23 protein-coding genes and 1 pseudogene are annotated in these 24,338 nt (G+C 64.2%); 10 read left to right on the top strand and 14 right to left on the bottom strand.

Annotated features, from left to right (window positions below; translation table 11 throughout):
- Positions 1-66: 66 nt before the first annotated feature.
- Entirely contained in the window at positions 67-1,170 is a 1,104-nt protein-coding gene (locus tag IVB40_RS04535; RefSeq protein WP_247818201.1) for an NAD(P)/FAD-dependent oxidoreductase, read from the top strand.
- Positions 1,171-1,336: 166 nt separating this feature from the next.
- Here IVB40_RS04535 and IVB40_RS04530 read toward each other — a convergent pair whose 3' ends face one another.
- Positions 1,337-1,516 (bottom strand): DUF465 domain-containing protein, encoded by a 180-nt coding sequence (locus tag IVB40_RS04530; protein ID WP_007596254.1) that lies wholly within the window; start codon positions 1,514-1,516, stop codon positions 1,337-1,339.
- 327 nt (positions 1,517-1,843) lie between these two features.
- Between IVB40_RS04530 and IVB40_RS04525 the strand changes: the two genes are divergently transcribed.
- From IVB40_RS04525 to IVB40_RS04515, 3 genes are all read left to right on the top strand, one after another.
- Positions 1,844-2,050, top strand: a complete 207-nt coding sequence (locus tag IVB40_RS04525; protein ID WP_027519980.1) for a DUF465 domain-containing protein — start codon at positions 1,844-1,846, stop codon at positions 2,048-2,050.
- Between the two features lie 117 nt (positions 2,051-2,167).
- Complete coding sequence (locus IVB40_RS04520; RefSeq protein WP_027570368.1) at positions 2,168-2,374, top strand: hypothetical protein; 207 nt, start codon at positions 2,168-2,170, stop codon at positions 2,372-2,374.
- Between the two features lie 22 nt (positions 2,375-2,396).
- On the top strand, positions 2,397-2,648 hold the full coding sequence (locus IVB40_RS04515; RefSeq protein ID WP_027570367.1) for a hypothetical protein: 252 nt from the start codon (positions 2,397-2,399) through the stop codon (positions 2,646-2,648).
- On the opposite strand, the gene IVB40_RS04510 is transcribed toward IVB40_RS04515, so the two are convergent.
- Complete coding sequence (locus tag IVB40_RS04510) at positions 2,649-3,413, bottom strand: GGDEF domain-containing protein (RefSeq protein WP_247818200.1); 765 nt, start codon at positions 3,411-3,413, stop codon at positions 2,649-2,651.
- Between the two features lie 141 nt (positions 3,414-3,554).
- Here IVB40_RS04510 and purE point away from each other — a divergent pair, with 141 nt between their 5' ends.
- On the top strand, positions 3,555-4,043 hold the full coding sequence (gene purE / locus IVB40_RS04505) for a 5-(carboxyamino)imidazole ribonucleotide mutase (protein WP_247358276.1): 489 nt from the start codon (positions 3,555-3,557) through the stop codon (positions 4,041-4,043).
- A complete protein-coding gene (locus IVB40_RS04500; protein ID WP_027570364.1) occupies positions 4,040-5,146 on the top strand; it encodes a 5-(carboxyamino)imidazole ribonucleotide synthase in 1,107 nt (368 codons plus the stop codon). The genes purE and IVB40_RS04500 overlap by 4 nt, the downstream gene beginning before the upstream one ends.
- Positions 5,147-5,182: 36 nt before the next feature.
- Here IVB40_RS04500 and aqpZ read toward each other — a convergent pair whose 3' ends face one another.
- The gene (gene aqpZ, locus IVB40_RS04495) at positions 5,183-5,905 is read right to left on the bottom strand and encodes an aquaporin Z (protein ID WP_027570363.1); all 723 of its coding nucleotides are present in this window, start codon (positions 5,903-5,905) and stop codon (positions 5,183-5,185) included.
- Between the two features lie 260 nt (positions 5,906-6,165).
- Here aqpZ and rpsU point away from each other — a divergent pair, with 260 nt between their 5' ends.
- Positions 6,166-6,480, top strand: a complete 315-nt coding sequence (gene rpsU, locus IVB40_RS04490; protein ID WP_247818199.1) for a 30S ribosomal protein S21 — start codon at positions 6,166-6,168, stop codon at positions 6,478-6,480.
- Between the two features lie 124 nt (positions 6,481-6,604).
- Positions 6,605-7,255, top strand: coding sequence for a tetratricopeptide repeat protein (locus IVB40_RS04485; protein ID WP_247818198.1), 651 nt, complete (start codon positions 6,605-6,607; stop codon positions 7,253-7,255).
- Between the two features lie 27 nt (positions 7,256-7,282).
- On the opposite strand, the gene IVB40_RS04480 is transcribed toward IVB40_RS04485, so the two are convergent.
- The 11 genes and pseudogenes from IVB40_RS04480 to IVB40_RS04430 all read right to left on the bottom strand — a co-directional run bounded on the left by IVB40_RS04480 (position 7,283) and on the right by IVB40_RS04430 (position 20,112).
- The gene (locus tag IVB40_RS04480; protein ID WP_247818197.1) at positions 7,283-8,254 is read right to left on the bottom strand and encodes a hypothetical protein; all 972 of its coding nucleotides are present in this window, start codon (positions 8,252-8,254) and stop codon (positions 7,283-7,285) included.
- A 92-nt stretch (positions 8,255-8,346) separates the two neighbouring features.
- Positions 8,347-8,631, bottom strand: a complete 285-nt coding sequence (locus IVB40_RS04475; RefSeq protein ID WP_027570360.1) for a cupin domain-containing protein — start codon at positions 8,629-8,631, stop codon at positions 8,347-8,349.
- A gap of 37 nt (positions 8,632-8,668) precedes the next feature.
- Positions 8,669-9,133, bottom strand: a pseudogene (locus tag IVB40_RS04470) (ionic transporter y4hA); the annotation flags it as partial.
- A 111-nt stretch (positions 9,134-9,244) separates the two neighbouring features.
- Entirely contained in the window at positions 9,245-10,726 is a 1,482-nt protein-coding gene (locus IVB40_RS04465) for a sodium:proton antiporter (protein WP_027570359.1), read from the bottom strand.
- Positions 10,680-11,477, bottom strand: coding sequence for an alpha/beta hydrolase (locus tag IVB40_RS04460; protein ID WP_247818196.1), 798 nt, complete (start codon positions 11,475-11,477; stop codon positions 10,680-10,682). The genes IVB40_RS04465 and IVB40_RS04460 overlap by 47 nt, the downstream gene beginning before the upstream one ends.
- 170 nt (positions 11,478-11,647) lie before the next feature.
- On the bottom strand, positions 11,648-13,045 hold the full coding sequence (locus IVB40_RS04455; RefSeq protein ID WP_247818195.1) for an NAD(P)(+) transhydrogenase (Re/Si-specific) subunit beta: 1,398 nt from the start codon (positions 13,043-13,045) through the stop codon (positions 11,648-11,650).
- Between the two features lie 42 nt (positions 13,046-13,087).
- Complete coding sequence (locus IVB40_RS04450; protein ID WP_007596278.1) at positions 13,088-13,405, bottom strand: proton-translocating transhydrogenase family protein; 318 nt, start codon at positions 13,403-13,405, stop codon at positions 13,088-13,090.
- Positions 13,406-13,416: 11 nt separating this feature from the next.
- Positions 13,417-14,544, bottom strand: coding sequence for a Re/Si-specific NAD(P)(+) transhydrogenase subunit alpha (locus IVB40_RS04445; RefSeq protein WP_247818194.1), 1,128 nt, complete (start codon positions 14,542-14,544; stop codon positions 13,417-13,419).
- A 137-nt stretch (positions 14,545-14,681) separates the two neighbouring features.
- Positions 14,682-14,834, bottom strand: a complete 153-nt coding sequence (locus IVB40_RS04440; protein ID WP_007596280.1) for an aa3-type cytochrome c oxidase subunit IV — start codon at positions 14,832-14,834, stop codon at positions 14,682-14,684.
- Positions 14,835-14,976: 142 nt separating this feature from the next.
- Positions 14,977-17,937, bottom strand: coding sequence for a patatin-like phospholipase family protein (locus IVB40_RS04435; RefSeq protein WP_247818193.1), 2,961 nt, complete (start codon positions 17,935-17,937; stop codon positions 14,977-14,979).
- Positions 17,938-18,180: 243 nt separating this feature from the next.
- The gene (locus IVB40_RS04430; protein ID WP_027570354.1) at positions 18,181-20,112 is read right to left on the bottom strand and encodes a M3 family oligoendopeptidase; all 1,932 of its coding nucleotides are present in this window, start codon (positions 20,110-20,112) and stop codon (positions 18,181-18,183) included.
- A 127-nt stretch (positions 20,113-20,239) separates the two neighbouring features.
- Between IVB40_RS04430 and IVB40_RS04425 the strand changes: the two genes are divergently transcribed.
- Together IVB40_RS04425 and IVB40_RS04420 are read left to right on the top strand one after the other, a co-directional pair.
- Positions 20,240-21,733, top strand: a complete 1,494-nt coding sequence (locus IVB40_RS04425; protein ID WP_247818192.1) for a sigma-54 dependent transcriptional regulator — start codon at positions 20,240-20,242, stop codon at positions 21,731-21,733.
- Between the two features lie 347 nt (positions 21,734-22,080).
- The gene (locus IVB40_RS04420) at positions 22,081-24,240 is read left to right on the top strand and encodes a L,D-transpeptidase family protein (protein ID WP_247818191.1); all 2,160 of its coding nucleotides are present in this window, start codon (positions 22,081-22,083) and stop codon (positions 24,238-24,240) included.
- Positions 24,241-24,338 lie beyond the last annotated feature (98 nt).

Here is a 24,338-nt window from a genome sequence, read left to right as displayed (position 1 = left end):
ACGCCCCCGCGCCGCCGTTCCCAGGCGTGAGGCCTTCGTCGCTTCGAGCGGACGTCCTGCACAACCATGGATAGGGTGGACTGCGTCGTCATCGGAGCCGGCGTGATCGGGCTCGCGGTGGCTCGAAAGCTGGCGCAAGCCGGGCGCGAGGTGATCGTGCTCGAGCAAGCCGAGGCCATCGGCACCATCACCTCCTCGCGCAACAGCGAGGTGATCCATGCCGGCATCTACTACCGCGCCGGAAGCTGGATGGCGCGCATGTGCGTCGACGGCAAGCACGCGCTCTATCGTTACTGTTCCGAGCGCGGCATCCCGCACAGGAATTGCGGCAAGCTGATCGTCGCGACCAATCCGAAAGAGACCGAGAAGCTGCAATCGATCAAGGCGCATGCCGAGGCCAACGGCGTGCTCGACATGCAGTTGCTCACGGGCGATGCGGCACGTGCGCTGGAGCCGGCGCTCGCCTGCGACGCCGCGCTGCTGTCGCCGTCGACCGGCATCATCGACAGCCACGCCTACATGCTCTCGCTGCGCGGCGAAGCCGAGGACGCGGGCACGGCCTTCGCGTTCCACACCCCGCTGATCCGTGCCAAGGCGACCGCCGGCGTGATCGAGATCGAGGCGGGCGGCGAAGCGCCGATGACGCTGCAATGCAGCCTCCTCGTCAACGCCGCCGGGCTCTCGGCGACCACCGTGGCGCGCAACATCGAGGGCATGCCGCTGGAACGGATCCCGACGGCCTACCTCGCCAAGGGAAACTACTTCAGCTGCAATGCCAGGGCACCGTTCTCGCGCCTGATCTATCCGGTGCCCGAGCCCGGTGGGCTAGGGGTGCATCTGACGCTGGACATGGCAGGACAAGCGCGTTTCGGCCCCGACGTCGAGTGGATCGAGACGATCGACTATGAGGTCGACCCGTCACGCGCCGAGCGCTTCTACCCGGCGATCCGCAGATACTGGCCGACGTTGCCTGACGGCGCGCTCATGCCGAGCTATTCGGGCATCCGCCCGAAGATCGTGCCGCCGGCGGTGGCCACGCAGGATTTCTTGATGCAGGGCCCGCGCGATCACGGCGTCGAAGGCCTGATCAATCTGTTCGGCATCGAGTCGCCCGGATTGACGTCATCGCTCGCGATCGCGGATCACGTTGCCGAGCTCGCAAACATCTAGTGGTTTAAAGCGAAGGGGATTCCGGTTGCGCGTAAAGAAGCGCGTCCAGACAAGAAGCTAGAGCCGCGAAATCCTTGCACGCTGCGCGCCTTGCAGCAGGGATGAGCGCAAAGGCTCCCATCCCTGCCTGAAAGGGTGCGATCAACTCTACGCTGTTACGGGGTTACTAGTGGAGCGTGTCGCCGTGCCTGAGACGCTCGATCTGGTCCTTGACCATCAACTTCCGGCGCTTCAACTCAACAATTTGCAGGTCGTCTGTTGAAAGGTGCACGAGAGCTTCGTGCAATTCGTTTTCGAGAGTTTTGTGCTTCCGTTCCAATTCAACCAGATGTGCCTGAATTGTCATTCGAAACCTCCTCGGTAGGGGTGAACCTTGGATTCGACCGGACGACGAAGTGTACATCACCGATTCGTTCTGTCGATGGGTAACCGTCGTCGCACTGTCATTTTTGAAAATTCATATGTAACGAAGCGTGAGTAAGGGAACCACGCGGGAAAAATCCGTGATATCAATGCGCTTGCGCAACGTCGGAGCGACCGCAGAAATATCCCGCGGGAGATCGACGCGGGACAGCCCGAGATCGCTTGCGATCACGGCGCGCAAGGACGATAGTTTCCACAGGGCATCCACAGCCTTAATCTCACGCCTATCGGTTTTTCGGCCACCGCAGACATGACCAATGAAGATGCGCGCGAACTCGAATCCGAGCTCGCCCGGTTGCACCAGGAACACCGAGATCTTGATGCAGCGATCGATGCACTGCATCAATCGCCCGCCCCCGACCTGTTGCGGTTACAGCGGTTGAAGAAACGCAAGCTGTTGTTGCGTGACCGTATCGCGTTCATCGAAGACCAGATCACGCCCGATATCATCGCCTGATCCACAGGAGGACAGCTCACGGCGACCCGCCGCATGTGAATCCGCTTGACTCAAAAGGAACAAAATAAGAACATTTGGACACCAACGCCCCCGGAAAACCGTCCAAGGAAAACGCAGATGTCGGCAGCCGCCCTTCTCGACAACAGCCATTATGAACAAGCCTGTGATCAGGCGATCGCGATGTGCGACGGCAATCTGCGCAGCACCATCAAGGCGCTGATCATGGCCAATGAATATCTGGAGGCCGAGCTGGAGGAATTGCAGGCGGCGGTTTCCGCAGGCTGCATTCCGGAGACCTCGCGCAGCAAGAGCAGCGCCGCCTGAGTGTCAGCTATCGGAGCCGACCATGTCCGATGTCACCTATTACGTTGCATTACCTTTCCTGACCGACGAGGACGGCTCGCCGGTCGCAGGTGCGGCCGAGGAATGCCAGAGCGCGGCGGCCGCGCTACGGCGCGCCGAGATCATGTCGCACGGCGCCGGCCACACCGGCGCGGTCGCGTTCAGCCGCAGCGGCGATCCCATGACCGGCGAATTCGGCGACGCCAAACTGCTCCGCAGCTTCGGCAACGTACCGAAAGACCTCGGCACACTTTAACTAGCTGCTGACGAGCCTGATGCGCGGCTCGTGCCGCCGGTGCGCCTTGCGCACATACATGGCGGCATCGGCCTCCTCCAGGGCCCGCGTGGCGTCGGACTGCACTCCAAGCGGGGCGACGCCGGCGGAAGCGCCCGCGCTCACGTGCTGGCCGCGAAAGACAAAGGACAATTCGTCGACGGCCTGCTCGAAAGCCGCGGCCTTCGCCTTGGCGTCGGTCTCGCTGAGATTCCAGAGCAGCAGCGCGAACTCGTCGCCGCCGAGGCGGCCCACCACGTCCGAGGCGCGGATCTGCCGCGTCAGCGTGGCGGCAATCGCCTTCAGCACCTCGTCGCCGGCCGCATGGCCGAAGGAATCGTTGATCGGCTTCAGCCGATCGACGTCGAGGACGATCAGCGCGCCGCTGGCGCGGTAGCGCTTCATGTAGGCGACGGCGCGAGCGAGCTCGCGTTCGAAGCCGCGCCGGTTCGGAATTTCCAGCAGGAAGTCAGTGTCGGCGGCTGCCTCGAGCTCCGCGACCCGCCGCAGCGCCCCCTTGAGCTTGCTCCGGAGGTCGCGGATGGTCGCGTTGACGGCCGGCTTCATAGCCCCTTTGGCGCCGCCAGCGGCCGACGCTCCACGCCGCGCCGGAAGCTTGGCCGGACCTTTGGCCGGGCCCTTGGCCCGACTCTCGGCCAGACGCTTGGGAGCAACTTTGGAGCGACCGGCGCTGGTTTTCGGGCCCTTTTTGGCCTTCGCAGCGCTCGCCCTTTTTGGTTTCTTCATGGGCATCCTGCTCAATGAAGGCTTGCGGGGATTCACCAAGACAGGATAGTGCATTCCCTTCTCCTTGCCACCGCCTTGCGAGCAACCGGCCGGAACCGCTAATCTGGCCTATCTTCCTGTTTTTCGAGCACAATTGACGTCATGACCGCGCCAATCGCCATCATCATGGGAAGCCAGTCGGACTGGGACACGATGCGGCATACCGCCGACACGCTTGCAGCGCTCGGCGTTGTCGCCGACACTCGCATCGTTTCGGCACACCGCACCCCCGACCGGCTGTTTGCGTTCGCCAAGGGCGCCAAGGGGGCCGGTTACAAGGTCATCATCGCCGGCGCGGGCGGCGCTGCGCACCTGCCCGGCATGGCGGCAGCGCTGACGGAACTGCCCGTGTTCGGCGTCCCAGTCGAATCCAGGACGCTGAAGGGCATCGATTCGCTCTATTCGATCGTCCAGATGCCCGCAGGCATCCCGGTCGGCACCCTCGCCATCGGCAAGGCCGGCGCCATCAATGCGGCGCTGTTGGCGGCCGCCGTGCTAGCCTTATCCGACCCGGCCTTGTCCGATCGCCTCGCCGCCTGGCGCAAGGCGCAGACCGAGGCCGTGGCCGAGCGCCCGGAGGACAAGGCGTGACTGACGCAAAGCAGGTGAAGCTGAAGCCCGGCGACACCATTGGCATCCTCGGCGGCGGACAATTGGGGCGGATGCTGGCTATGGCGGCGGCACGGCTCGGCCTGCGCTGCCAGGTGTTCTCGCCCGATCCGGATTCACCGGCCTTCGACGTCGTCCTGAATGCGACCTGCGCCGAATATGCCGATGTCGAAGCACTCGAGCTGTTCGCCAACGACGTCGACGTCATCACCTACGAATTCGAGAACGTGCCGTCCGCGGCCGCGATGGTGCTGGATGCGCGCCGTCCCGTGCTGCCCAACCGCAAGATCCTTGAGACCACCCAGGACCGGCTCGCCGAGAAGGATTTCGTGACGCGGCTGGGCATCGGCACCGCAGCCTATGCCGACGTCACCTCGGTCCCGTCGTTGCGCGAGGCTATCGCCAGGATCGGCCTTCCGGCGGTGCTGAAGACCCGCCGCTTCGGCTATGACGGCAAGGGCCAGGCCATCATCCGCGAGGGCGACGACGTCGCGAAAGTGTGGACCAGTCTCGCCACCAAATCGGCCATCCTGGAAGCCTTCGTGCCGTACGAACGTGAGATTTCCGTGATCGCCGCCCGCTCCGCGACAGGCCAGGTCGAGTGTTTCGACGTCACCGAAAACGAGCACCGCGACCACATCCTGAAGATCTCCCGAGCGCCCGCCCGGATCCCGGACGTGCTCGCCGAGGAAGCGCGCAGCATTGCCGGCAAGATCGCGGGCGCGCTCGATTATGTCGGCGTGCTTGCCGTCGAGATGTTCGTGCTCGCCAACGGCACCGGACCCAAGGTGCTGGTCAACGAGATCGCTCCGCGCGTGCACAATTCCGGACACTGGACGCTCGACGGCGCATCCGTCTCGCAGTTCGAGCAGCACATCCGCGCCATTGCCGGCTGGCCCCTCGGCAAGCCCGTGCGCCACGGCGAGGTCGTCACCATGACCAATCTGATCGGCGACGAGATCAACGAATATGACAAATGGCTGAGCGTGCCGGGCGCGACCGTGCACATCTACGGCAAGGGCGCACCGCGCCCCGGCCGCAAGATGGGGCATGTCACCGAAGTGCGACCCACGACCGGCGATTGACGGGACCGCGGCGCATGCCGCGATCCCGCTTTGCGATTACGCCGTCTTTGCGCCAGCGACGACGCCGGTGGGTTCGTCGCTGAGCCAGCGATAGATCACCCCGCCCAGCGCGCCCCCGATCAGTGGCGCAACCCAGAACAACCAGAGCTGTGCTGTCGCCCAGCCGCCGACGAACAGCGCCGGTCCCGTGCTGCGCGCCGGGTTCACCGAGGTGTTGGTGACGGGGATGCTGACGAGATGGATCATCACCAGCGCGAGCCCGATCGCCAGCGGCGCAAAGCCCGCGGGCGCGCGGCCGTGGGTGGCGCCCATGATGATGAACAGGAACATCATGGTCATCACCACCTCGGTGAGGAAGCACACGATCATGCTGTACTGGCCGGGAGAATGGGCGTCGTAGCCGTTGGACGCGAATCCTTTGCTGACGTCGAAGCCGGGAGCTCCGCTTGCAATGACGTAGAGAAGCCACGCGGCCACGATCGCGCCGGCGACCTGCGCGATCACATAAGGCAGGATCTGTCCGGCCGGAAAACGTCCGCCGGCGGCAAGACCGACGGTGACGGCCGGATTGAGATGGCAGCCTGAGATGTGGCCGATCGCGTAGGCCATGGTGACCACGCTCAGCCCGAATGCGAGGGAGACACCGACCAGGCCGATGCCGACCTGCGGAAAGCCGGCTGCGATCACAGCACTTCCGCAACCTGCGAATGTGAGCCAAAAGGTGCCGATAGCCTCGGCCGCGTATTTCTTCATATCCATGTGTCGTCCCCTGCTTTCAAAGATACCGGAACAAAGCTCCGGAAACGGCCCCACCCTTGGCGTCAAATCTCCCAAATCAGGGCCGCGCAGAGGTATTTTGCCTCATTTAATGGCTGAACTTGGCCCGAAAACCCGCTTGGCCGGTGGACATCCCAAGTTTTGTCTGATACATCCGCGCCCTCAAGGTTAAGGGCGTGTGCGTTTCGCCATCCCCTTTGACTTACCAGAATTCAAATCCGATCCACTGAAGAGGATGCCGCGTGCAGGTTCTCGTTCGCGATAACAATGTCGATCAAGCCCTCAAGGCGCTCAAGAAGAAGATGCAGCGCGAGGGTATTTTCCGCGAGATGAAGCTCCGCGGTCACTACGAAAAGCCCTCCGAGAAGAAGGCCCGCGAAAAGGCCGAAGCCGTGCGTCGCGCACGCAAGCTGGCCCGTAAGAAGCTGCAGCGCGAAGGCCTGCTGCCGATGAAGCCGAAGCCGGTGTTCGGCGCCGGCCCCGGCGGTGATCGTGGCGGTCGCGGTGGTGCTGGTGCTGGTGCTGGTGCAAGTGCTGGTCCGCGCGGACCGCGCTGATTTACCAAACTTGAGAGACTTCAGTTTTCGATAACGCGGGCCCCTGGCCCGCGTTATTGTTTGTGAACGGTGCCTTCCTGGGATGGGGCACTACCGATGCGGCACCAGCGCGAGCGAACCGTAGATGGCCTCCCCTTTCCCCAAGCGCGGCTTGGCGCGGTTACGCCAGATCTTGCTACAGCCGTTTGCGCTGGCCTTGATGGGGATTTCGCTGTGCGGCTGCTCCTTCGACCTGGGATCGCTGACGCCGGAGAAGGAGAAGCCGCAGGAGGCACCCAAGACAGCTGCGACCGCCGAAAACGTGGTCAGCGCCGGCAATGTCAGTGAGGCCCAGGCCCATACGGCAAAGGCCCAAGCCCTGGCAAAGTCCGGCGAGACGGCGGCCGCGCTCGAGGAGTTCAATCACGCGGTCGGACTCGATCCCTACAATGCGCAGGCGCTCTATGGCCGCGCCCTGATCTACCAGGGCAAGAACCAGCACGATTTCGCGATCGCCGATTTCAGCGCCGCGAGCGGCCTAAACCCGCAAAAGGTCGAGCCGCTGCTCGGCCGCGCCATCAGCTATCTCGCCCTCGGCAAGGTCAAGGAGGCCGCGGCCGACCTGGATGAGGCTTCCGAGGCCGATCCCCACAATGCCCAAGTCTGGACCATACGCGGGCAAGCCTATGAACGGCTGGGCGACAGGACCAAGGCGGCAGCGTCCTACGCCAAGGCGGTCTCGCTTCGTCCACGCGACGACGTCGCCCGCAGCGGCCTCGCCCGCGTCGGCGGTTGACAATTCTGGCGCAGCGCAGGCGCCGTCTTAATCCGGGGTGACGCTCTTCGGCAGAACGGAATGGAACATGGACTTGACGCCCGACAGCATGTCGTCGGCGACATTGGTCTTCGGCCGCGGCATGGACGCTCCGGCATCGGCGCGCAGATCGAGCGGGGGCGCGATCATCGGGACCGGAATATCAGCCGGGGGCGTCAGCCGATTCGGGTTCTCGTTGCCGACCGAGGCCGTATAGGGCGGGCCCGCCTGCGACGAGCCGCCATTGCCATAGGCCTCGGCTGCTGGTGTCGAGACCGTGATCGGCGGCGGCAACGGACGCACCGATGACGTATCCACGGGAATGACACGCGGGGCCTCCGGGGTGCGGGCGGCTTCACGCACCGCAGACTCCTGAATCTTCTCGGGCGACTTGGTCTCGGAAGACTTGGTCTCGGAAGACTTGTTGTCGGAAGCCTTTGTGTCGGAAGCTTTGGCCTCAGCCGCTTTGCTCTCAGGCGACTTGCGCAGGCGCTCGATCGCGGCGCGCACGAGATCGTTGGCGTCGGGGGTTGCGGCCGGCGCGGCAGCAGCCGGCGCCGAATTGGCCTCCACCACCGGGGTGGCGGGAGCGGGTGCACTGACGGCCGGGGTGGACTTGGCGACTGCCTTCTCGCGCGCTGACGGCTTGCCGCGCGGCGCGGCCTCGGGCGGCGCCACGTCCGCCATCGACTTCTCAGTGGTCTTGGGCTCAGCACCCGGCTGATCGGCAGTCTTCTCGGCCGCCGGCTTGTCCGTCACCTTCTTCTCGGAAATGACTTTGGCCTTGACGCCGGGCGCGGGCAAGTTGGCCAGATCGGCGGGCTTTCCGTTCTTGCCAGCCTCGGCGGGAGCCATCACGGCCGCGGGTGCATCCGCCGCGGGCTTGGCGTTGATGTAATGATTAACGATGTACGCCCCGATGATCGTTGCGAGCACCGAGGGGAAGATGTCCATCGAGATTTTAGCAATGTATTTCAGCATTCCGGCCACTCCCCGCGCGATCTGATGCGGGAACTTTGAGGCATAGTGAGGGATCAACTGCGACAGATCAATGGCAAAGGGGTACGCCGGAATTACGGCTTCAGCTCGACCTCAAGGAACACGATCTCGGTTGCGGTTTCGTTAAGCACGTCGTGCTGAACGCCGGCCTTGCGAAAATAGGATTTCCCGGCCGCAAGCTGTGCTTTGGACCGCTCGCCATTGGGTGCCACGATGGTCATTTCCCCTGCGACCACGGGAACAATGACGTAGTCCATGCCGTGGGTGTGATGGCCGGTGGCGCTGTTTGGCGCGAGCCGCCACTCGGTCACCCGAACCTGGTCATTGTCGATCTGAACCTCGGACTCGGCGGCAATCATCGGAACTCTCCTGGGGCATCATCCGGAAAACCGGTTCAGGCACGAAAACCATGAACACATAGACGGCAAATACCACCATATGGACCAACCCGAACAGGACATTGGTCCTGCTCGTACCGAAGGTCAGCATGCTCAGGAAGAAGGTCAGGAGCAAAAGCACGCTGCCCTGGCCGCTGAGGCCGCGCGTGAGTTCCTTGTCGAGCGCATAGGTGGCGACACCGACCGCCGGGATAGTCAGCCCGATGGTGGCCAGCGACGAGCCGAGCGCGAGGTTGATGCTCTTCTGGAGGTCGTTCTTGCGGACCGCCGAGGCGGCCGCGACGCCTTCCGGCAGCAGGATCAGGCGCGCGACCAGAAGTCCGGCAAAGGCAGGCGGCGCACCGATCCTGGCCGCGACGGCATCGACTACCAGCGAGAATTTCTTGGACAGCAACACGACCGCCAGCAGCGCAATCAGCAGCAGCACGACACTGAGCACCAAGGTCCGGCCCGACAGATGCGCCTCGCACGGCCAGCGCCGGAAAGATCCAGGCCGACCGAGGCATCGGATTGTGCGCGCTTATCCATCGGCTCCAATTGTCTCAGTCAAGCAGTAGCAAATCGGGCGGCAGATTCAATGCCAGCGCAGGATCGGAGCGAACGGCAGCAGCGTCAGCAGCACGAACAGCGGGATCAGCACCGCGCTGGCGCGCACGAAATAACCGAAGAAGCTCGGCATCTCGATGCCGTTCTCGCTTGCGATGCTGCTCACCATGAAATTCGGCGCATTGCCGATATAGGTGAGCGCGCCCATGTAGACTGCGCCCATGGAGATGGAAGCGAGCGTGCCCGAGAGCTCATGCATCAGCACCTGCGGGTCGCCGCCGGCGAGCTCGAAGAACAACAGATAGGTCGGCGCATTGTCGAGAAACGCCGACATCAGACCGGTGAACCAGAAATAGGCAACCTCGCGCGGCGTGCCGTCCGGCCCTGTCACGGCCGACAACAGCCAGGCGAACGCGCCGTGATGGCCGGCATCCAGCATGGCAATGACCGGGATGATCGCGATAAAAATGCCGGCGAACAGCTTCGCGACTTCGCGGATCGGCTCCCAGGTGAAGCCGTTGGCCTGCCTGTGCTCGTCCGGCGTCAACCACACCGACAGGGCCGCTATGGCCAGCAGCGCCGCGTTGCGGACGATGTCTTCCAGCTCCAGCCTGGTTCCGAGAACGTCGAAGGCGATGCCGGGCTTCCACATCGCCGAGGCCAGCAGGCTTGCGACGACGGCCGCGATCAGCACCAGGTTGACGAGGCCGCGGATGCGGACCGGCTTCGCGGCGCCGACAGCGCCGGGCAAGGGTTCGCTGCGGAAGCGCCAGACGTCGATGACGACGAAGATCGCGAGCAGCAGTCCGGCAACGATCGCCGTCTGCAGCCAGATGGTCCGCGTGGTCCAGAAGAAGTCGACGCCATGCAGGAAGCCGACGAACAGCGGGGGATCGCCGAGCGGGCTCAGCGCGCCGCCGACATTGGCGACCAGGATGATGAAGAAGATGACGACATGGGCGTTGTAGCGCCGCGGCCGGTTGGCGCGGATCAGAGGGCGGATCAGGATCATGGCCGCCCCCGTGGTGCCGACGACGCTCGCCATCACCGTGCCGAGCGCGAGGATGCCGGCATTTGATGCCGGCGTCGCCTTGATGTCGCCCGTCACGAGAATGCCGCCAGCCACGACATAGAGCGAGAACAGCAGCACGATGAAGCCGAGATATTCGGCGAGCATGGCGTGAACGAGCGCGGCCAACGTCGCCATGCTCCCGGCAAGGATGACGAGCGAGGCGAGTGCCAGCAGCGACCAGGCCGCGGCGATCTTGCCGTAATGGTGGTGCCAGACCTTTGCAAACAGCAGTGGCCCGAGCGCGATCGACAGCAGCAGGCCGGCAAAGGGCAGCGCATAGGGCCAGCCCATCACCGCGCCGTCGAGTCCGGTCGCCGCCCATGCGTGCTGTGGCAACAACACGACGAGGATCGCGGCGATGAACCCGCTCCCGCGCCGAACGAAAAGTCGTCTAGAAAGCAATGAAGCGCCTCGCCGTTTCAATCGCACCGAACGCATCGAGATTATCGTGTCCGCCGCCCGCAAAGCGAACGAACTGTTTCGGTTCATGCGCGAGCACGAACAGACGCTCTCCGAACACGATGGAAATGGCAAGGTCATCGGTGCCATGCATCACCAATAGCGGCACAGTGACGCGCGGGATGCGCTCGTCGGAATGAAATGGATCGCGCATCAGCAGACGCACCGGAACGTACCAGAACGATGAAGCTGCAATATCGGCCGTCGATGTATAGGGCGCTTCCAGGATGAGTTTTCCAACACGATGCTCCGAGGCGAGCGCGACCGCCACGCCGGTCCCGAGTGAAAAGCCCCAGGCGACGATTCGCTCCGCCGCGTAGCGCGCAGTGGTGAAGGCGTAGGCGGCCGCGGTATCGCGCAGCAGGCCGGCCTCACTCGGCGCCCCGCTCGAGCCGGCATAGCCGCGATAGGACAGCGCGACGAGGCCGGTGCCGTCCGCCGTCATGGCCTTGAGGCGGCTGACGCGACCGGCGAGATAATCGCCATTGCCCGGAAAATACAGGATCACGGGACGGCCTTGCTTCGCCGGCACGTGCCAGACGATGACCTTCTCGCCGTCGGTGGCGGTCAGGACGTGCTCTTCGGCCTCAGGGAGGCCTGCGGCGTCCGGCGCGGTGCGGCCGACGGGCGGGATCGGAAACAGCATCTCGCGCTGCCTGACATACAGCACGAGGAGACCGGCGAAATAGACGGTCACGAGCAGGATGGCGATCCACTTGACGATGGTCATGATGACGCGGCCCGGCCCCCGTTCAGGGCTTTGCAGCAGCTCCGCAGCAATTTCATGACACCGCCCGAGGCCCCCGGAACGTTGAGGCGCCCGCACGCCACCTGCTGAGCGGCGTACCATGCGACGCGCTGCTCGCGCGTCGCATTCGCAATGGTCGGTTTGTCTCCGCGTTACATCGCCTTGACGATGTTCTCGGTGACCTTCTTGGCGTCGCCGAGCAGCATCATGGTGTTGTCGCGATAGAACAGCGGATTGTCGATGCCGGCATAGCCCGAGGCGAGCGAGCGCTTGATGAACATCACGGTTCCGGCCTTCCAGACCTGGAGCACGGGCATGCCGTAGATCGGCGAGGTCTTGTCCTCTTCGGCCGCCGGATTGGTGACGTCGTTGGCGCCGATCACGAAAGCAATGTCGGCCTGCGCGAATTCGGAGTTGATGTCCTCGAGCTCGAACACCTCGTCATAGGGCACGTTGGCTTCGGCCAGCAGCACGTTCATGTGGCCGGGCATGCGGCCGGCGACCGGGTGAATGGCGTATTTCACCTCGACGCCTTCCTTCTTCAGGATGTCGCCCATTTCGCGTAGCGCATGCTGGGCCTGCGCCACCGCCATGCCGTAGCCGGGCACGATGATGACCTTCTGCGCGTTCTTCATGATGAAGGCGGCGTCGTCGGCCGAGCCGAGCTTGGCCGGCTTCTGCTCGCCGCCGCCACCGCCCGCCGCCGCGGTCTCGCCGCCGAAGCCGCCGAGGATGACCGAGATGAAAGAGCGGTTCATCGCGTGGCACATGATGTAGGACAGGATCGCGCCGCTTGATCCCACCAGCGCGCCGGTAATGATCAGCGCGGAATTGCCGAGGGTGAAGCCGATGCCGGCCGCGGCCCAGCCCGAGTACGAGTTCAGCATCGAAATGACGACCGGCATGTCGGCGCCGCCGATCGGGATGATCATGAGCACGCCGAGGGCCAGCGCGATGATGACGATCAGCCAGAAGTCGAGCGCGCTGCCCGACATCACCAGCCCGACGATGAAGACGACAAGGGCGATCGCGAGCGCGATGTTGATGATGTGGCGGAACGGCAGGATGATCGGCGCGCCGCTCATGCGCGCGGACAGCTTCAGGAACGCGATCACCGAACCGGTGAAGGTCAGCGCGCCGATGGCGACGCCGAGCGACATCTCGACCAGGCTCTGCGGATGGATGTTGCCGGGGCTGCCGATGTCGAAGGCCTCCGGCGCGTAGAACGCACCGGCGGCGACCAGCACCGCGGCCATGCCGACCAACGAATGGAACGCGGCGACCAGTTCCGGCATCGAGGTCATCGGCACGCGGCGCGCGATCACCGCGCCGACGCTGCCGCCGATCGCGATGCCAAGGATCACGAGGATCCAGGCGAGGCCGTCCGCCGGCGGATGGCTGGCCAGCGTGGTGGCGACCGCGATCGCCATGCCGATCATGCCGAAGAAATTGCCCTGCCGCGATGAGGCGGGGCTGGACAGCCCGCGCAGTGACAGGATGAACAGCACACCCGCCACGAGATACAGAACTGCAGCCAGATTGGCGTTCATCTCAGGTCCCCTTTGCCTTTGTCACCCCGAGGTGCACGCCGCTCACTTCACTTTCTTCTTGTACATCGCCAGCATGCGCTGGGTGACAAGGAAGCCGCCGAAGATATTCACGCAGGCGAAAATGAGCGCGATGAAGCCGAAGCCGCGCGCCCAGCCTGAGCCGCTCGAGATCATGCCGACGCCGACAGCGAGCAGCGCTCCGACCACGATCACCGAGGAGATCGCATTGGTCACGCTCATCAGCGGCGTATGCAGCGCCGGGGTCACCGACCACACCACGAAATACCCGACGAAGACGGCGAGAACGAAGATCGACAGCCGGAAGACGAAGGGATCGACGACTTGTGCGATATGCTCCATGACGGCTCTCCTTACGCTTTCGGCTGGAAATTCGGGTGGATGACGGCGCCGTCCCTGGTCAGCGCGGTCGCCTTGACGAGTTCGTCGTCCCAGTTCACGGCCAGCGCCTTGCTGGTCTTGTCGACCATCGTTTCGATGAAGTTGAACAAATTGCGCGCGTAGAGGCTGGAGGCCGACGCCGCGACGCGGCCGGCGACGTTGGTGTAGCCGACGATCTTGATGCCATCGACCTCGGCGACCTCGCCCGCCTTGACGCCTTCGACATTGCCGCCGCGCTCGACAGCGAGATCGACCAGCACCGATCCCGGCTTCATCGACTTGACCATGTCGGCCGTAACGAGCCTCGGCGCAGGCCGGCCCGGAATCAGCGCGGTGGTGATCACGATGTCCTGCTTCTTGATGTGCTCGGCGGTGAGCGCGGCCTGCTTGGCCTGGTACTCCTTGGACATTTCCTTGGCGTAGCCGCCGGCGGTCTGCGCGTTCTTGAATTCCTCGTCCTCGACGGCGAGGAATTTTGCACCGAGCGATTCGACCTGCTCCTTGGTGGCGGGCCGGACGTCGGTCGCGGTGACGACGGCGCCGAGACGGCGCGCGGTCGCGATCGCCTGGAGGCCGGCGACGCCGACGCCCATCACGAACACTTTGGCGGCGGGCACCGTGCCGGCCGCGGTCATCATCATCGGGAAGGCGCGTCCGAAGGCCTCGGCGCCCTCGATCACGGCGCGGTAGCCGGCGAGGTTGGCCTGCGAGGACAGCACGTCCATCACCTGCGCGCGCGTGATGCGCGGCATCAATTCCATCGCGAAGGCGGAGACGCCGGCATCGGCGATCGTCTTCAGCGCGGCCTCGTTGCCATAGGGGTCCATGATGGCGATGACGAGCGCGCCGCGCTTGTACTGGGCCAACTCGGAGGCTTCGGGGCGCTTCACCTTGATGATGATGTCGGCGTCCTTCAGCGCGTCGGCGCTGACGGTGGCGCCCACGGCGGCGAATTCGGAATCCGGCAGACCCGACTTGAGGCCGGCGCCCGGCTCGATGGCGATCTCGGCGCCTAACGCCTTGAACTTCTTCACCGTATCCGGCGAAGCGGCGACCCGCGGCTCCGACGGATCGATTTCCTTGGCAACGGCGATCTTCATAGGCCCTCCGGCGACGCGGGAAAGAGCGCGCACGCGAACTTAGCGTTACTCCCGCAACGTTGGATACCGGTTTTCAATCCGGCTTGATTGCAAATTTTATGGGCACCGACGACGCTGGCGGTGCTGCAGGCGGTGGATCAGGTCAGGAAGATCGCCATCAGGATCACGATAAGCGCGACCGAGACCGTGCCGTACTTCACCAGCTTGATGAAGCCCTCGTAGGTCTGCTCGTGGGCAACGTAGTCGTTGCCGTCGGCGGTGCTGTACGCCACTTCGCTATGGTCGGCCATGAATTGTCCCCAGTCGAAAGTCGAATTTCATGGCTGGGATACCGCAAACTTTCGGGCAGGGCAACGGCAGGCAGGCGCGGTTTCCCGGCAAATCAGGTCATTTGGAATTCCGATTGGCGGGACAGCTCGGCGCGAGCGCCGGTCAGCCCTGATCGATCATCGTGGCGGTGACGCTTGCGGCGGGGCGCTGGGATACTGGAAGGCCGAGCGCCTCGCGGACCGCGTCGATCGCCGGCTCGCCCGCTTCGGTGAATCGGGCCGTATGCGGATTGACGCCGCACCCGACCGCCACCGGGTTGTCGCCGGACAGGAAACCGTGGGCCATGTGGAAGCCCAGCGCGCGGTAGACCTCGAACTGCTCCTCCGAGAAGAACTGGTCGCCCGTGGTCTCGTGCGGGAACGTGGCGTGCCGCCGCGCATAGTCGCGGATGTAGTCGTTCTCGTCTCCGGTCAGGGACGATTTAAGGTAGACGAGATAGCCAATGTCGCCGGCGCCGTAGTCGATGGTGCCGATGGCGACGTGGACGTGATCGATCGGCTCGTCGTGGCGCCGGCCTGAGGACGTCGAGGGGTCCGCATTGCACGCCATGACGGCCCGCGTGCGCTCGCGGATCGGTATCCAGGGCAGATCGATCCGGACACCGAGATCGATGCGGGCATAACGCTGCAACGTCATCAGCGACGCGAAGTTCATCGGCGTGTCCGCTTCCGCATCCACGGCGATGATGACCCGGCAACGCCGGCGCAGCAGCTCGTAGATGCCGAGATTCTCGATATGGCCGCCGTCGGTGAGATAGACACCGTCGCTGTTCTCGTAGAGACGGCCGGAAATCTCCGACCAGAAATAGAGCGGCGAGAAGCGGCGGAACCAGCGCGCATTCACGTAGCGCGGATTTCGCAGCCAAAAGCCGAGCCGCACGTTGAGAAGCGCAAGCGTCGGCGTCAGCGACCGGATCGAGTTCGATCCCATGTTCGACGACGCAGCCGCCCCGGAGATCGCCATGGCCGTGGCGAGGTCGAGACTTTGCTCGGCCTTCTCGACAGCCAGGGTCGCCGCGTAGCCGGTGGCCTCGCTCCCGACATTGCGCGGTGAGAATACGAAGAAGTCGGCGTTGCGGCCGCGCCGGTTGGCGAAGTCCGATCCCTGGATGTTCAGCGCCGTGTTGATAAGGTGATAAGGCGCCAGCAATTTGGGCCCGCCCTGTTGGCGGTCCTCCTGAGCGTCTGCGACGCCATAAAGGTCGCTCAGCTTCATGCGATCGAGCGACTTGAAGTCGCGCCCCTGGTCTAGACTGGCCTCGGCACGCGCAAGATCGTGCTCGACCGGCCGGATCGGGTTGAACAGGAAGGCCTTGCTCAGCCTGTCGCGGTAAAGCCGGTGCAGCGAGTTCGCATTCGGGGTCAGAAGCCAGGAGACCAGGAACAACAACAGACCCGTCAGCGCATACAGGACGATCACCGGCAGGGTGTAGCCGTAGGCCGCGTCGGATCCCGATCCCTGGAACAGTTGGGGAAAGTACGGCTGAACCCTGAGCTTGACCCATTGTGCCGCAGGCTGAAGCCACGCCGGCGCGTGCCAAGTCGCCAACCGATCCGAGTCCGTCTCGACGCGCGGCTCGGGGGACGGCGCAGCCTTTGGCTCAGTGAATTCGATGGCGGCGTTTCGGTCCAGCTGCACCTTGCCTGCGAGCGCCGCCGGGAGGGTCGCGGACAATTTTGCCTTGGCGATGCAGTCCCTCTGCTCGGTCTGGGCCGAGCAATCCCTGAAGATGTCGTTGGAGATCCCCCAATAAGACAAATTGAGATAAGCGACCCAGATGATCAGCGGCAAGGCGAGGCCGGCGAACCAGAGCGCGGCCTTGGCAACGACTGCAAGAACCATCGATCCTCGCTGCGAGGAAGCGCTGTTGCCCGTCAGCAGCTCGAGAAATTGCTGCCGGAACGCGGCGACGAGCGCCGCGATCGGCGCCGCGACGGCGGCAAGCGACTGTATCCAGGTCACCGCGACGCCGCCGACCGGCCCGCCGATCACGCTGCTGTCGGCAACATCGAACATCTGCCGCAGCATGAACGGCTGAAACTCGAAGAAGGCGATGGCCGACAGCAGGACCAGGAAGGTCGCCCCCACGGTCGGCAAATGCGAACGAAATTCCTGGCGATGGCTCGGGCGGGCAAAGGACCGCACGATCGCCCACAGGAAAAAGAGTCCGACCACGATGATCGCAGTTGCCAGGGTGAGCGCGAAATTGGTCACCTTGAGCACGCGCGCGAAATCGCAGGCGCCGCCGACGACAAGGACGATGGCCGCGGCATAGACCCATACGATCGCCGGACCGCTCCCCCGTTCGGATCGCGAGCAGATATATGCCAGCACTGCGCAGGCGAGCAGGATCACACAGGCGATGGCACCGACCTTGGTGAAGCCGTGCTGATTCACGAAGCCGAAATCGTATAGCTCGCATCTCTTGGAATCGACAAAGCTGACGCCGAACAGATTGGCGACCGTCAGGCACGTCCGGGTCGGCGTCGACCAGATGGTGACCGCCGCCAGCATCAGGATGATCGGAAGGATGATCCCGATATTGGCGATCAATCCGCGCACCACGATGGCAAAGCCGGTGAGGAGATCGCGCACGCCGGCGGGGATCAGATAGTTGGAGTAATTCCGGATGTGCCCGACGGAGGCGGTATCGCTGATCTCGCTCGCGGTCGCGGTGCCGCCCGAAGGCCTCTCCCCGAACACGAAACGCCGCGTGACCGTCATGGTCGCGCTGAGCGAGGCGCCGATGTAGCCGCCGCCCGAGACAGTCGAGAGGTAGTCGATCCGCCGGAACAGATTGTGGTGGTTCAACGCCTGGAGGACGCCGAGGCAGAGCGCCGAGGACCGAATGCCGCCGCCGGACAATGCGAGCCCGGTGACGTCGAGCATCTGGCAGGATTGCAGACCATCCGTGCCGATCTGGCGCGTCGCCTCGCGGCGGGTGTTGATGGCTTCGATCTCGTCGCGAACGATCTGATGGTGCTTTTCGCACCACGGCATTTCCTCAGTAGACCGCGGCGCCCGGGCTTCAACGGGCTGCGTCGGCTGGACCTGATCGAGCATGCGTGCCTCCCCTGGGCGGCGGAGCACCGGCAATCAATGGTTGTAAAGCGAATGAAAATAGCCTTATGAAATTTTAGTCTCGCCGGGGATGCAAACGTTCAATGCCACATCGCCGGCGCCCGGTTGCGAAGGCTATGTGGCCAAACGCTGCGTCGCCAAAGGCTGCGCGGCGCCGGCTGGAACTCGCCGGCGCTGCATCCTGCGGAAGGTCTCGAGCCGCGCTTCAGGCAACTCGCGCCTGCCTCAGCCCATCGCTTCCAGCTCGTCGATCATGCCGGCGATGACGCTCAGGCCGCCGTCCCAGAACTTTGGATCCTTGGCATCGAGCCCGAACGGCCGCAGCAGTTCGGAATAATGCTTGGTGCCGCCGGCGGCGAGCATGTCGAGATACCGTTCAGCGAATCCCTCGGCCGCATTCTCGTAGACGGCGTAGAGCGAGTTCACGAGACAATCGCCAAACGCATAGGCGTAGACGTAGAACGGCGAATGGATGAAGTGCGGGATGTACATCCAGTAGTTCTCGTAGCCCGCTTTGATTTCGATTGCCGGCCCCAGGCTCTCGCCCTGCACAGAGAGCCAGATCTCGCCGAGCCGCGTCGCGGTGAGCTCGCCGTTCTTGCGCTCGGTGTGGACCGCGCGCTCGAAGGAATAGAACGCGATCTGCCGCACCACGGTGTTGATCATGTCCTCGACCTTGCCGGCGAGCAGCGCCTGGCGCTGCTTTGCGCTCCTGGTCTGCGCCAGCAGCCGCCGGAAGGTCAGCATCTCGCCGAACACGCTCGCGGTCTCCGCCAGCGTCAGCGGCGTCGGCGCCATCAATGCGCCGTTCCTGGCCGCCAGCACCTGGTGCACGCCGTGGCCGAGCTCATGGGCGAGCGTCATCACGTCGCGTGGCTTGCCCTGGTAGTTCATCAGCACGTAGGGGTGCGCGGACGGCGTGGTCGGATGCGAGAAGGCCCCCGGCGCCTTGCCCGGGCGCACCGGCGCGTCGATCCAGCGGTCGGTGAAGAAGCGCTCGGCGATGTCAGCCATCTTTGGCGAGAAGCCGCGATAGGCGGTGAGCACCATGTTTCGCGCGTCGCCCCAGCCGATCACGTCGGTCGCAGCAAAGGGCAGCGGCGCGTTGCGGTCCCAATAGGCCAGGCGCTTCCTGCCGAACCAGCGTGCCTTCAGCGCGTAGTAGCGATGCGACAATTTTGGATAGGCCGCGCGGACCGAGGCGACCAGCGCATCCACCACCTCGCGCTCGACCCGGTTATTCAGATGCCGGGAATCCGCGACGTCCTTGAAGCCGCGCCAGCTGTCGGAGATGTCCTTGTCCTTGGCCAGGGTGTTCGTGATCAGCGCAAAGGTGCGCTCATTGGCCTTGAAAGTCTTTGCGAGCGCCTCTGCCGCGGTCTTGCGCTTGGCGCCGTCGCGGTCCTGCAACAGATTGAGCGTTGGCTCGATCGCGAGATCCTTGGGCCCGACCTTGAAGCGCAAGCCCGAGATGGTCTGGTCGAACAGCCGGTTGAAGGCGGAATAGCCGGTCTGCGCCTTCTCCAGGAAGAGCTGCTCGAGCTTGTCGTCGAGCTGGTACGGCTTCTCCTTGCGCAGATCCTCGATCCAGGGACGGTAGTGCGCGAGCTCGGTGGCCTGCATCGCGCGGTTCAAAATATCGTCATCGATGCGATTGAGCTCGAGCGCGAAGAACAGCAGATGTGTCGATGCCGCCGTCAGGCGCTCGGAAACGTCGCCGTAAAACTTTGAAATCTTGGGGTCCACGCTGTCGCCGGCATGAACGAGGCCAGCGTACGAGCCGAGCCGGCCGGCGAGGTCGTCGATCGCCTCATAGCGTCGCACGGCTTCAGCGAGCCATTTTCCGCCATCTTCCTTTGCTGTTCCTGTTGCGAGCTTGCCCTTGTAGTCCGTCTCGAACGCGACGCAATCGGCATCCATCTTTGCGAGATCGCGCGCCACTTCCGGTGCATCGATCCCGGAATAGAGGTCGGCGAGATTCCACACCGGAAGCTTGCCGGTCTTGCTCGCAGGCTTTGCGGGTGAAGGCTTGGCAAGCGAAGACTTGGCGGGTGAATGCTTGGAGGGTTTTGCCTTGGCTGTCTTGGTGTTCGGCTTGCGAAGAGCGGGCTTGCTGATGGCGGACTTCTTAACTGCAGGCTTGGAGCGCGAATTCATTGTGTGGGAAACCTGTGTTCAACAATCACGACGGCGGGCGGGGGCATCAGGATTTAACAGTGCGTTAATCGGCTTCGGCCAGAGTGCCCCGATTCGAGACAGATAGTAGTAGCGTGCGGGGAACACCATGGCTGCCAGTATTTTGATCGCCGACGACGACGCTGTAGCCCGCCGGCTGGTCGAAAACATGGTGCAGAAATGCGGCTATGAGACGCTCGTGGTGGACTCCGGCGACGCGGCGATTGCCGCCCTCACCGCCCCTGACGCGGCCATCGACGGCGTCATCCTCGATCTCGTGATGCCCGGCCTCGACGGCATGGGCGTGCTGGCGAAAATCCGCGAAGCGGGTCTCAGCATCCCCGTCATCGTGCAGACGGCCCATGGCGGCATCGACAATGTAATCTCGGCGATGCGCGCGGGCGCGGCCGATTTCGTGGTCAAGCCGGTCGGCCTGGAGCGGCTCCAGGTCTCTCTTCGCAACGCGCTCAACTCCTCGGCGCTCAAGGGCGAATTGCAGCGCATCCGTCACAGCCGCGAGGGCCGGCTGACCTTCTCCGACATCATCACCCGCGCCGAGGCGATGGCGAGCGTGATGCGCGCGGCGCAGAAAGCAACAAACTCCTCGATCCCCGTGCTGATCGAGGGCGAGTCCGGCGTCGGCAAGGAGATGTTCGCGCGTGCCATCCATGGCAGCGGCGAGCGCAAGGCAAAGCCGTTCGTCGCGGTCAATTGCGGCGCGATCCCCGACAACCTCGTCGAGTCCATCCTGTTCGGTCACGAGAAGGGCGCCTTCACCGGCGCCACCGAACGCCACACCGGCAAGTTCGTCGAAGCCCATGGCGGCACGCTATTCCTGGACGAGGTCAGCGAGCTGCCGCTGAGCGCGCAGGTCAAGCTGCTTCGCGCGCTCCAGGAAGGCGCGGTCGAGGCGGTCGGCGGCCGCAGACCCGTGAAGGTCGACGTCCGCATCATCTCGGCGACCAATCGCAGGCTGCTGGAGCGGGTCAAGCAGGGCCACTTCCGGGAAGACTTATTCTATCGCCTGCATGTGCTGCCGCTCACGATCCCGTCGCTGCGCGCCCGGCGCGAGGACATTCCGCATCTGCTCAGGCATTTCCTGGCGCGCTTTGCCGCCGAGGAGAACCGCCCTATCACCGGCATCAGCGGCGAGGCCGTCGCGCACCTCGCCCAGCTCGATTGGCCCGGCAACATCCGCCAGCTCGAAAACGCGGTCTACCGGGCCGTGGTGATGAGCGAGGGCGACCAGCTTGGCCTCGACGACTTCCCCCTGATCGCCTCGCAGCCACATCCCGGAACAGACATTCCGACCGCGCCGCTGATGCTCGAGCCGATCGCGGCCCCCTCCGTCGTGTCGGGTAATGACATACCGATCGCACCGCTGCCGCAAGCGGGTGCTCTCTCCATGCTGACCGCGACCGGCGATGTCCGGCCGCTGGAGGATATCGAGAACGAGATCATCCGTTTCGCCATCTCGCATTACCGCGGGCAGATGTCCGAGGTCGCCCGCCGCCTCAAAATCGGCCGGTCCACCCTCTACCGCAAACTCGATGAGGCTGGGGTTCCCGGCCATGGCGGCAAAAGCGGTGAGGAGACGCACTGAGCCTGACGCGAACGGAGGTTCGTCCGGGCGGAGCGATAGGACTGTAAGCCGTTCGTACGACGACGGAATTCGACTGCGATTTGAACCGTGACTTGGAAGTGACAGACACAGGGAAAAGCGCGTGGCAGAAGCGCACAATCCGTTGCCAAGAGGCTTGCTTGAAGTCAGTTTGTCGTGAGTTGTCCCGGGTAGCGCTGGCTGCGAAATCGGGGTCTGTATATCGTCTGCGTAGGATTCGTTGCGTGCAGGCGTGCAACTTTCGAGAGGCCGGCGCGGTTTAGCCGAAGCTCAATAGGCGATAACGAAGCTGTTCCACGGGGGACAGTTCACCCGAGGGGTGCGACACAATGCGTGACTGTTTGAACCACCGTGCAGGCTTTGACCGTGTCTTGATGACGGTCGCGGCGACCTTCCTCACGGTATCGGCCAGCTCGGCCCTGGCGCAGGATCAGGCGCGCAGCAGCGCTGCCGAGCTCGCGATCGAAGCCGCGATCCCGCGCCCCGAACCCGCAAACGTCCCGCCCCCGACCGCATCCGACATCAAGCTCGACACCACCGCCACGGTTCAGGACTCGGCAAAGGAGCCGGTCAAGGAACCCGTGAAGGCCGAAGCCGCTCCCGCGCCGGACAAGGTCGAGACCAAGCCTTCCGACGTCGCCACCACGCCGGCGACCGAGGCGCCGAAGAGCGAGACGGCGAAGACGGAACCTGCCAAGGCCGACACGGCGACAACGCCGGCCGCGCCCGCCACCGCTGCGGCTCCGGCCTCGGAGCCGGTGAAGGCCGCGAGCAACGTTCCCGCCGCCGACCAGCCGGTCGCCGACAAGCTCAAGGACGCCATCGGCGCCAAGGCTTCACGCTATTTCGACCGCAAGAACGAGCGCGCGACGATCGAGAAGTTTTACGGTGCACGCGACTTCGCGCCGGTCTGGACCCAGGCCGGCAGCCTGACCGCTGCGGCCACGGGCGTGATCGCACGGCTGAAGGACGCGGCGTCCGACGGTCTCAATCCCGCCGATTACCCGCTGCCGGACTTCGCAGCCGCCACGACACCCGATACGCTCGCCGATGCCGAGCTCAAGCTCACCGCCAGCATGTTCGACTATGCGCGCCAGGCTCAGAGCGGCCGCATGCACTGGTCGCAGGTCAGCGGCGACATCCTCTATCCCGAGCATCCGATCGATCCGAACGAGGTGCTCGCCAAGGTCACGACGGCGGCGGACGCCTCCGCGGCGCTCGACAGCTACAATCCGCCGCAGAAGCTCTATAAGGAGCTGAAGGCGAAGCTCGCAGAGCTCCGCGGCCAGGGCAACGGCCCGGTGATCGAGATCGCCGATGGTCCGACGCTGAAATACACCCCGGCCGGCAAGAAGCAGGCTGAAATCGTCGTTGAAGATCCGCGCGTGCCGCAGCTGCGCGCCAAGCTCGGCATCACCGAGAACGCCAACGACAGCCGCTATGACGCGGCGGTCGCAGAGGCCGTGCGCAAATTCCAGAACGGCGCCGAGCTCAAGGCGACCGGCGTCCTCGACGACAAGACGGTCAAGGCGATCAACACCCCGAAGCGCGACAAGCAGATCGACGTGGTGCTGGTGAACATGGAGCGCTGGCGCTGGCTGCCGCGCGACCTGGGCGTGCCCTCGCTCGGCGATGCCTACGTCATCCTCAACATTCCCGACTACACGCTGAAGGTGATGCAGCGCGGCCAGCAGGTCTGGACCACCCGCGTCGTCACCGGCAAGCCCGGCACGCATGCGACCCCGCTGCTCACCGAGACGATGAAGTACATCACGGTCAATCCCACCTGGAACGTGCCGCCGTCGATCGTCTACAACGAATATCTGCCGGCACTTCAGCAGGACCCGACCGTACTCCAGCGCATGGGCCTCAAGCTCGAGCAGAACCGCGACGGTTCAGTGCACATCTCGCAGCCGCCCGGTGAAGCCAACGCGCTCGGCCGCATCCGCTTCAATTTCCCCAACAAGTTCCTGGTCTATCAGCACGACACGCCGGACAAGAACCTGTTCGCCCGGGACGAACGCGCCTTCAGCCACGGCTGCATGCGCGTGCAGAACCCGGATCAGTACGCGTCGGTCCTGCTCAACATCGCGATGCCGAACGAGAAGTACACGCCGGAACGCATCCGCAGCATGTACGGCAAGAGCGAGATCGACTTGAAATTCCCGACCCCGATCCCGGTCAACATCACCTATCAGACCGCATTCGTGGACGATGGCGGCAAGCTGCAATTCCGCAAGGACGTCTATGGCCGCGACGCGACCATGATCAACATCCTGAAGAACGGTCGCGGCAAGGATCTCGAGAACGTGGTCGCGCACTCCCAGCCGAGCTATTCACGCCCGGCAACGACGCTGCCGAACGGCGTCCTGGCGGCCAATGGCGGCTCGTCCGGCCCGAATTTCTTCGAGCGCCTGTTCGGAGCGCCGACCCCGCCGCCGGCTCCGGTCGGCCGCCGTCCGCAGCAGCAGCGGGTGTTCACCCGCTGAGCCAGGCCCGCCCCGGGTCTGATTTCCTGAAATTCAGCAATAAAATCAGCGACCTCATCCTCTGGATGGGGTCGCTTAACGTTAACCATTCTCCACCT

This window comes from Bradyrhizobium sp. 40 (assembly GCF_023100925.1).
In the GTDB taxonomy this organism is placed as follows: domain Bacteria; phylum Pseudomonadota; class Alphaproteobacteria; order Rhizobiales; family Xanthobacteraceae; genus Bradyrhizobium.
The sequence above is the reverse complement of the archived record's forward strand: the minus strand, read 5'-3'. Positions and strand labels throughout refer to the sequence as shown.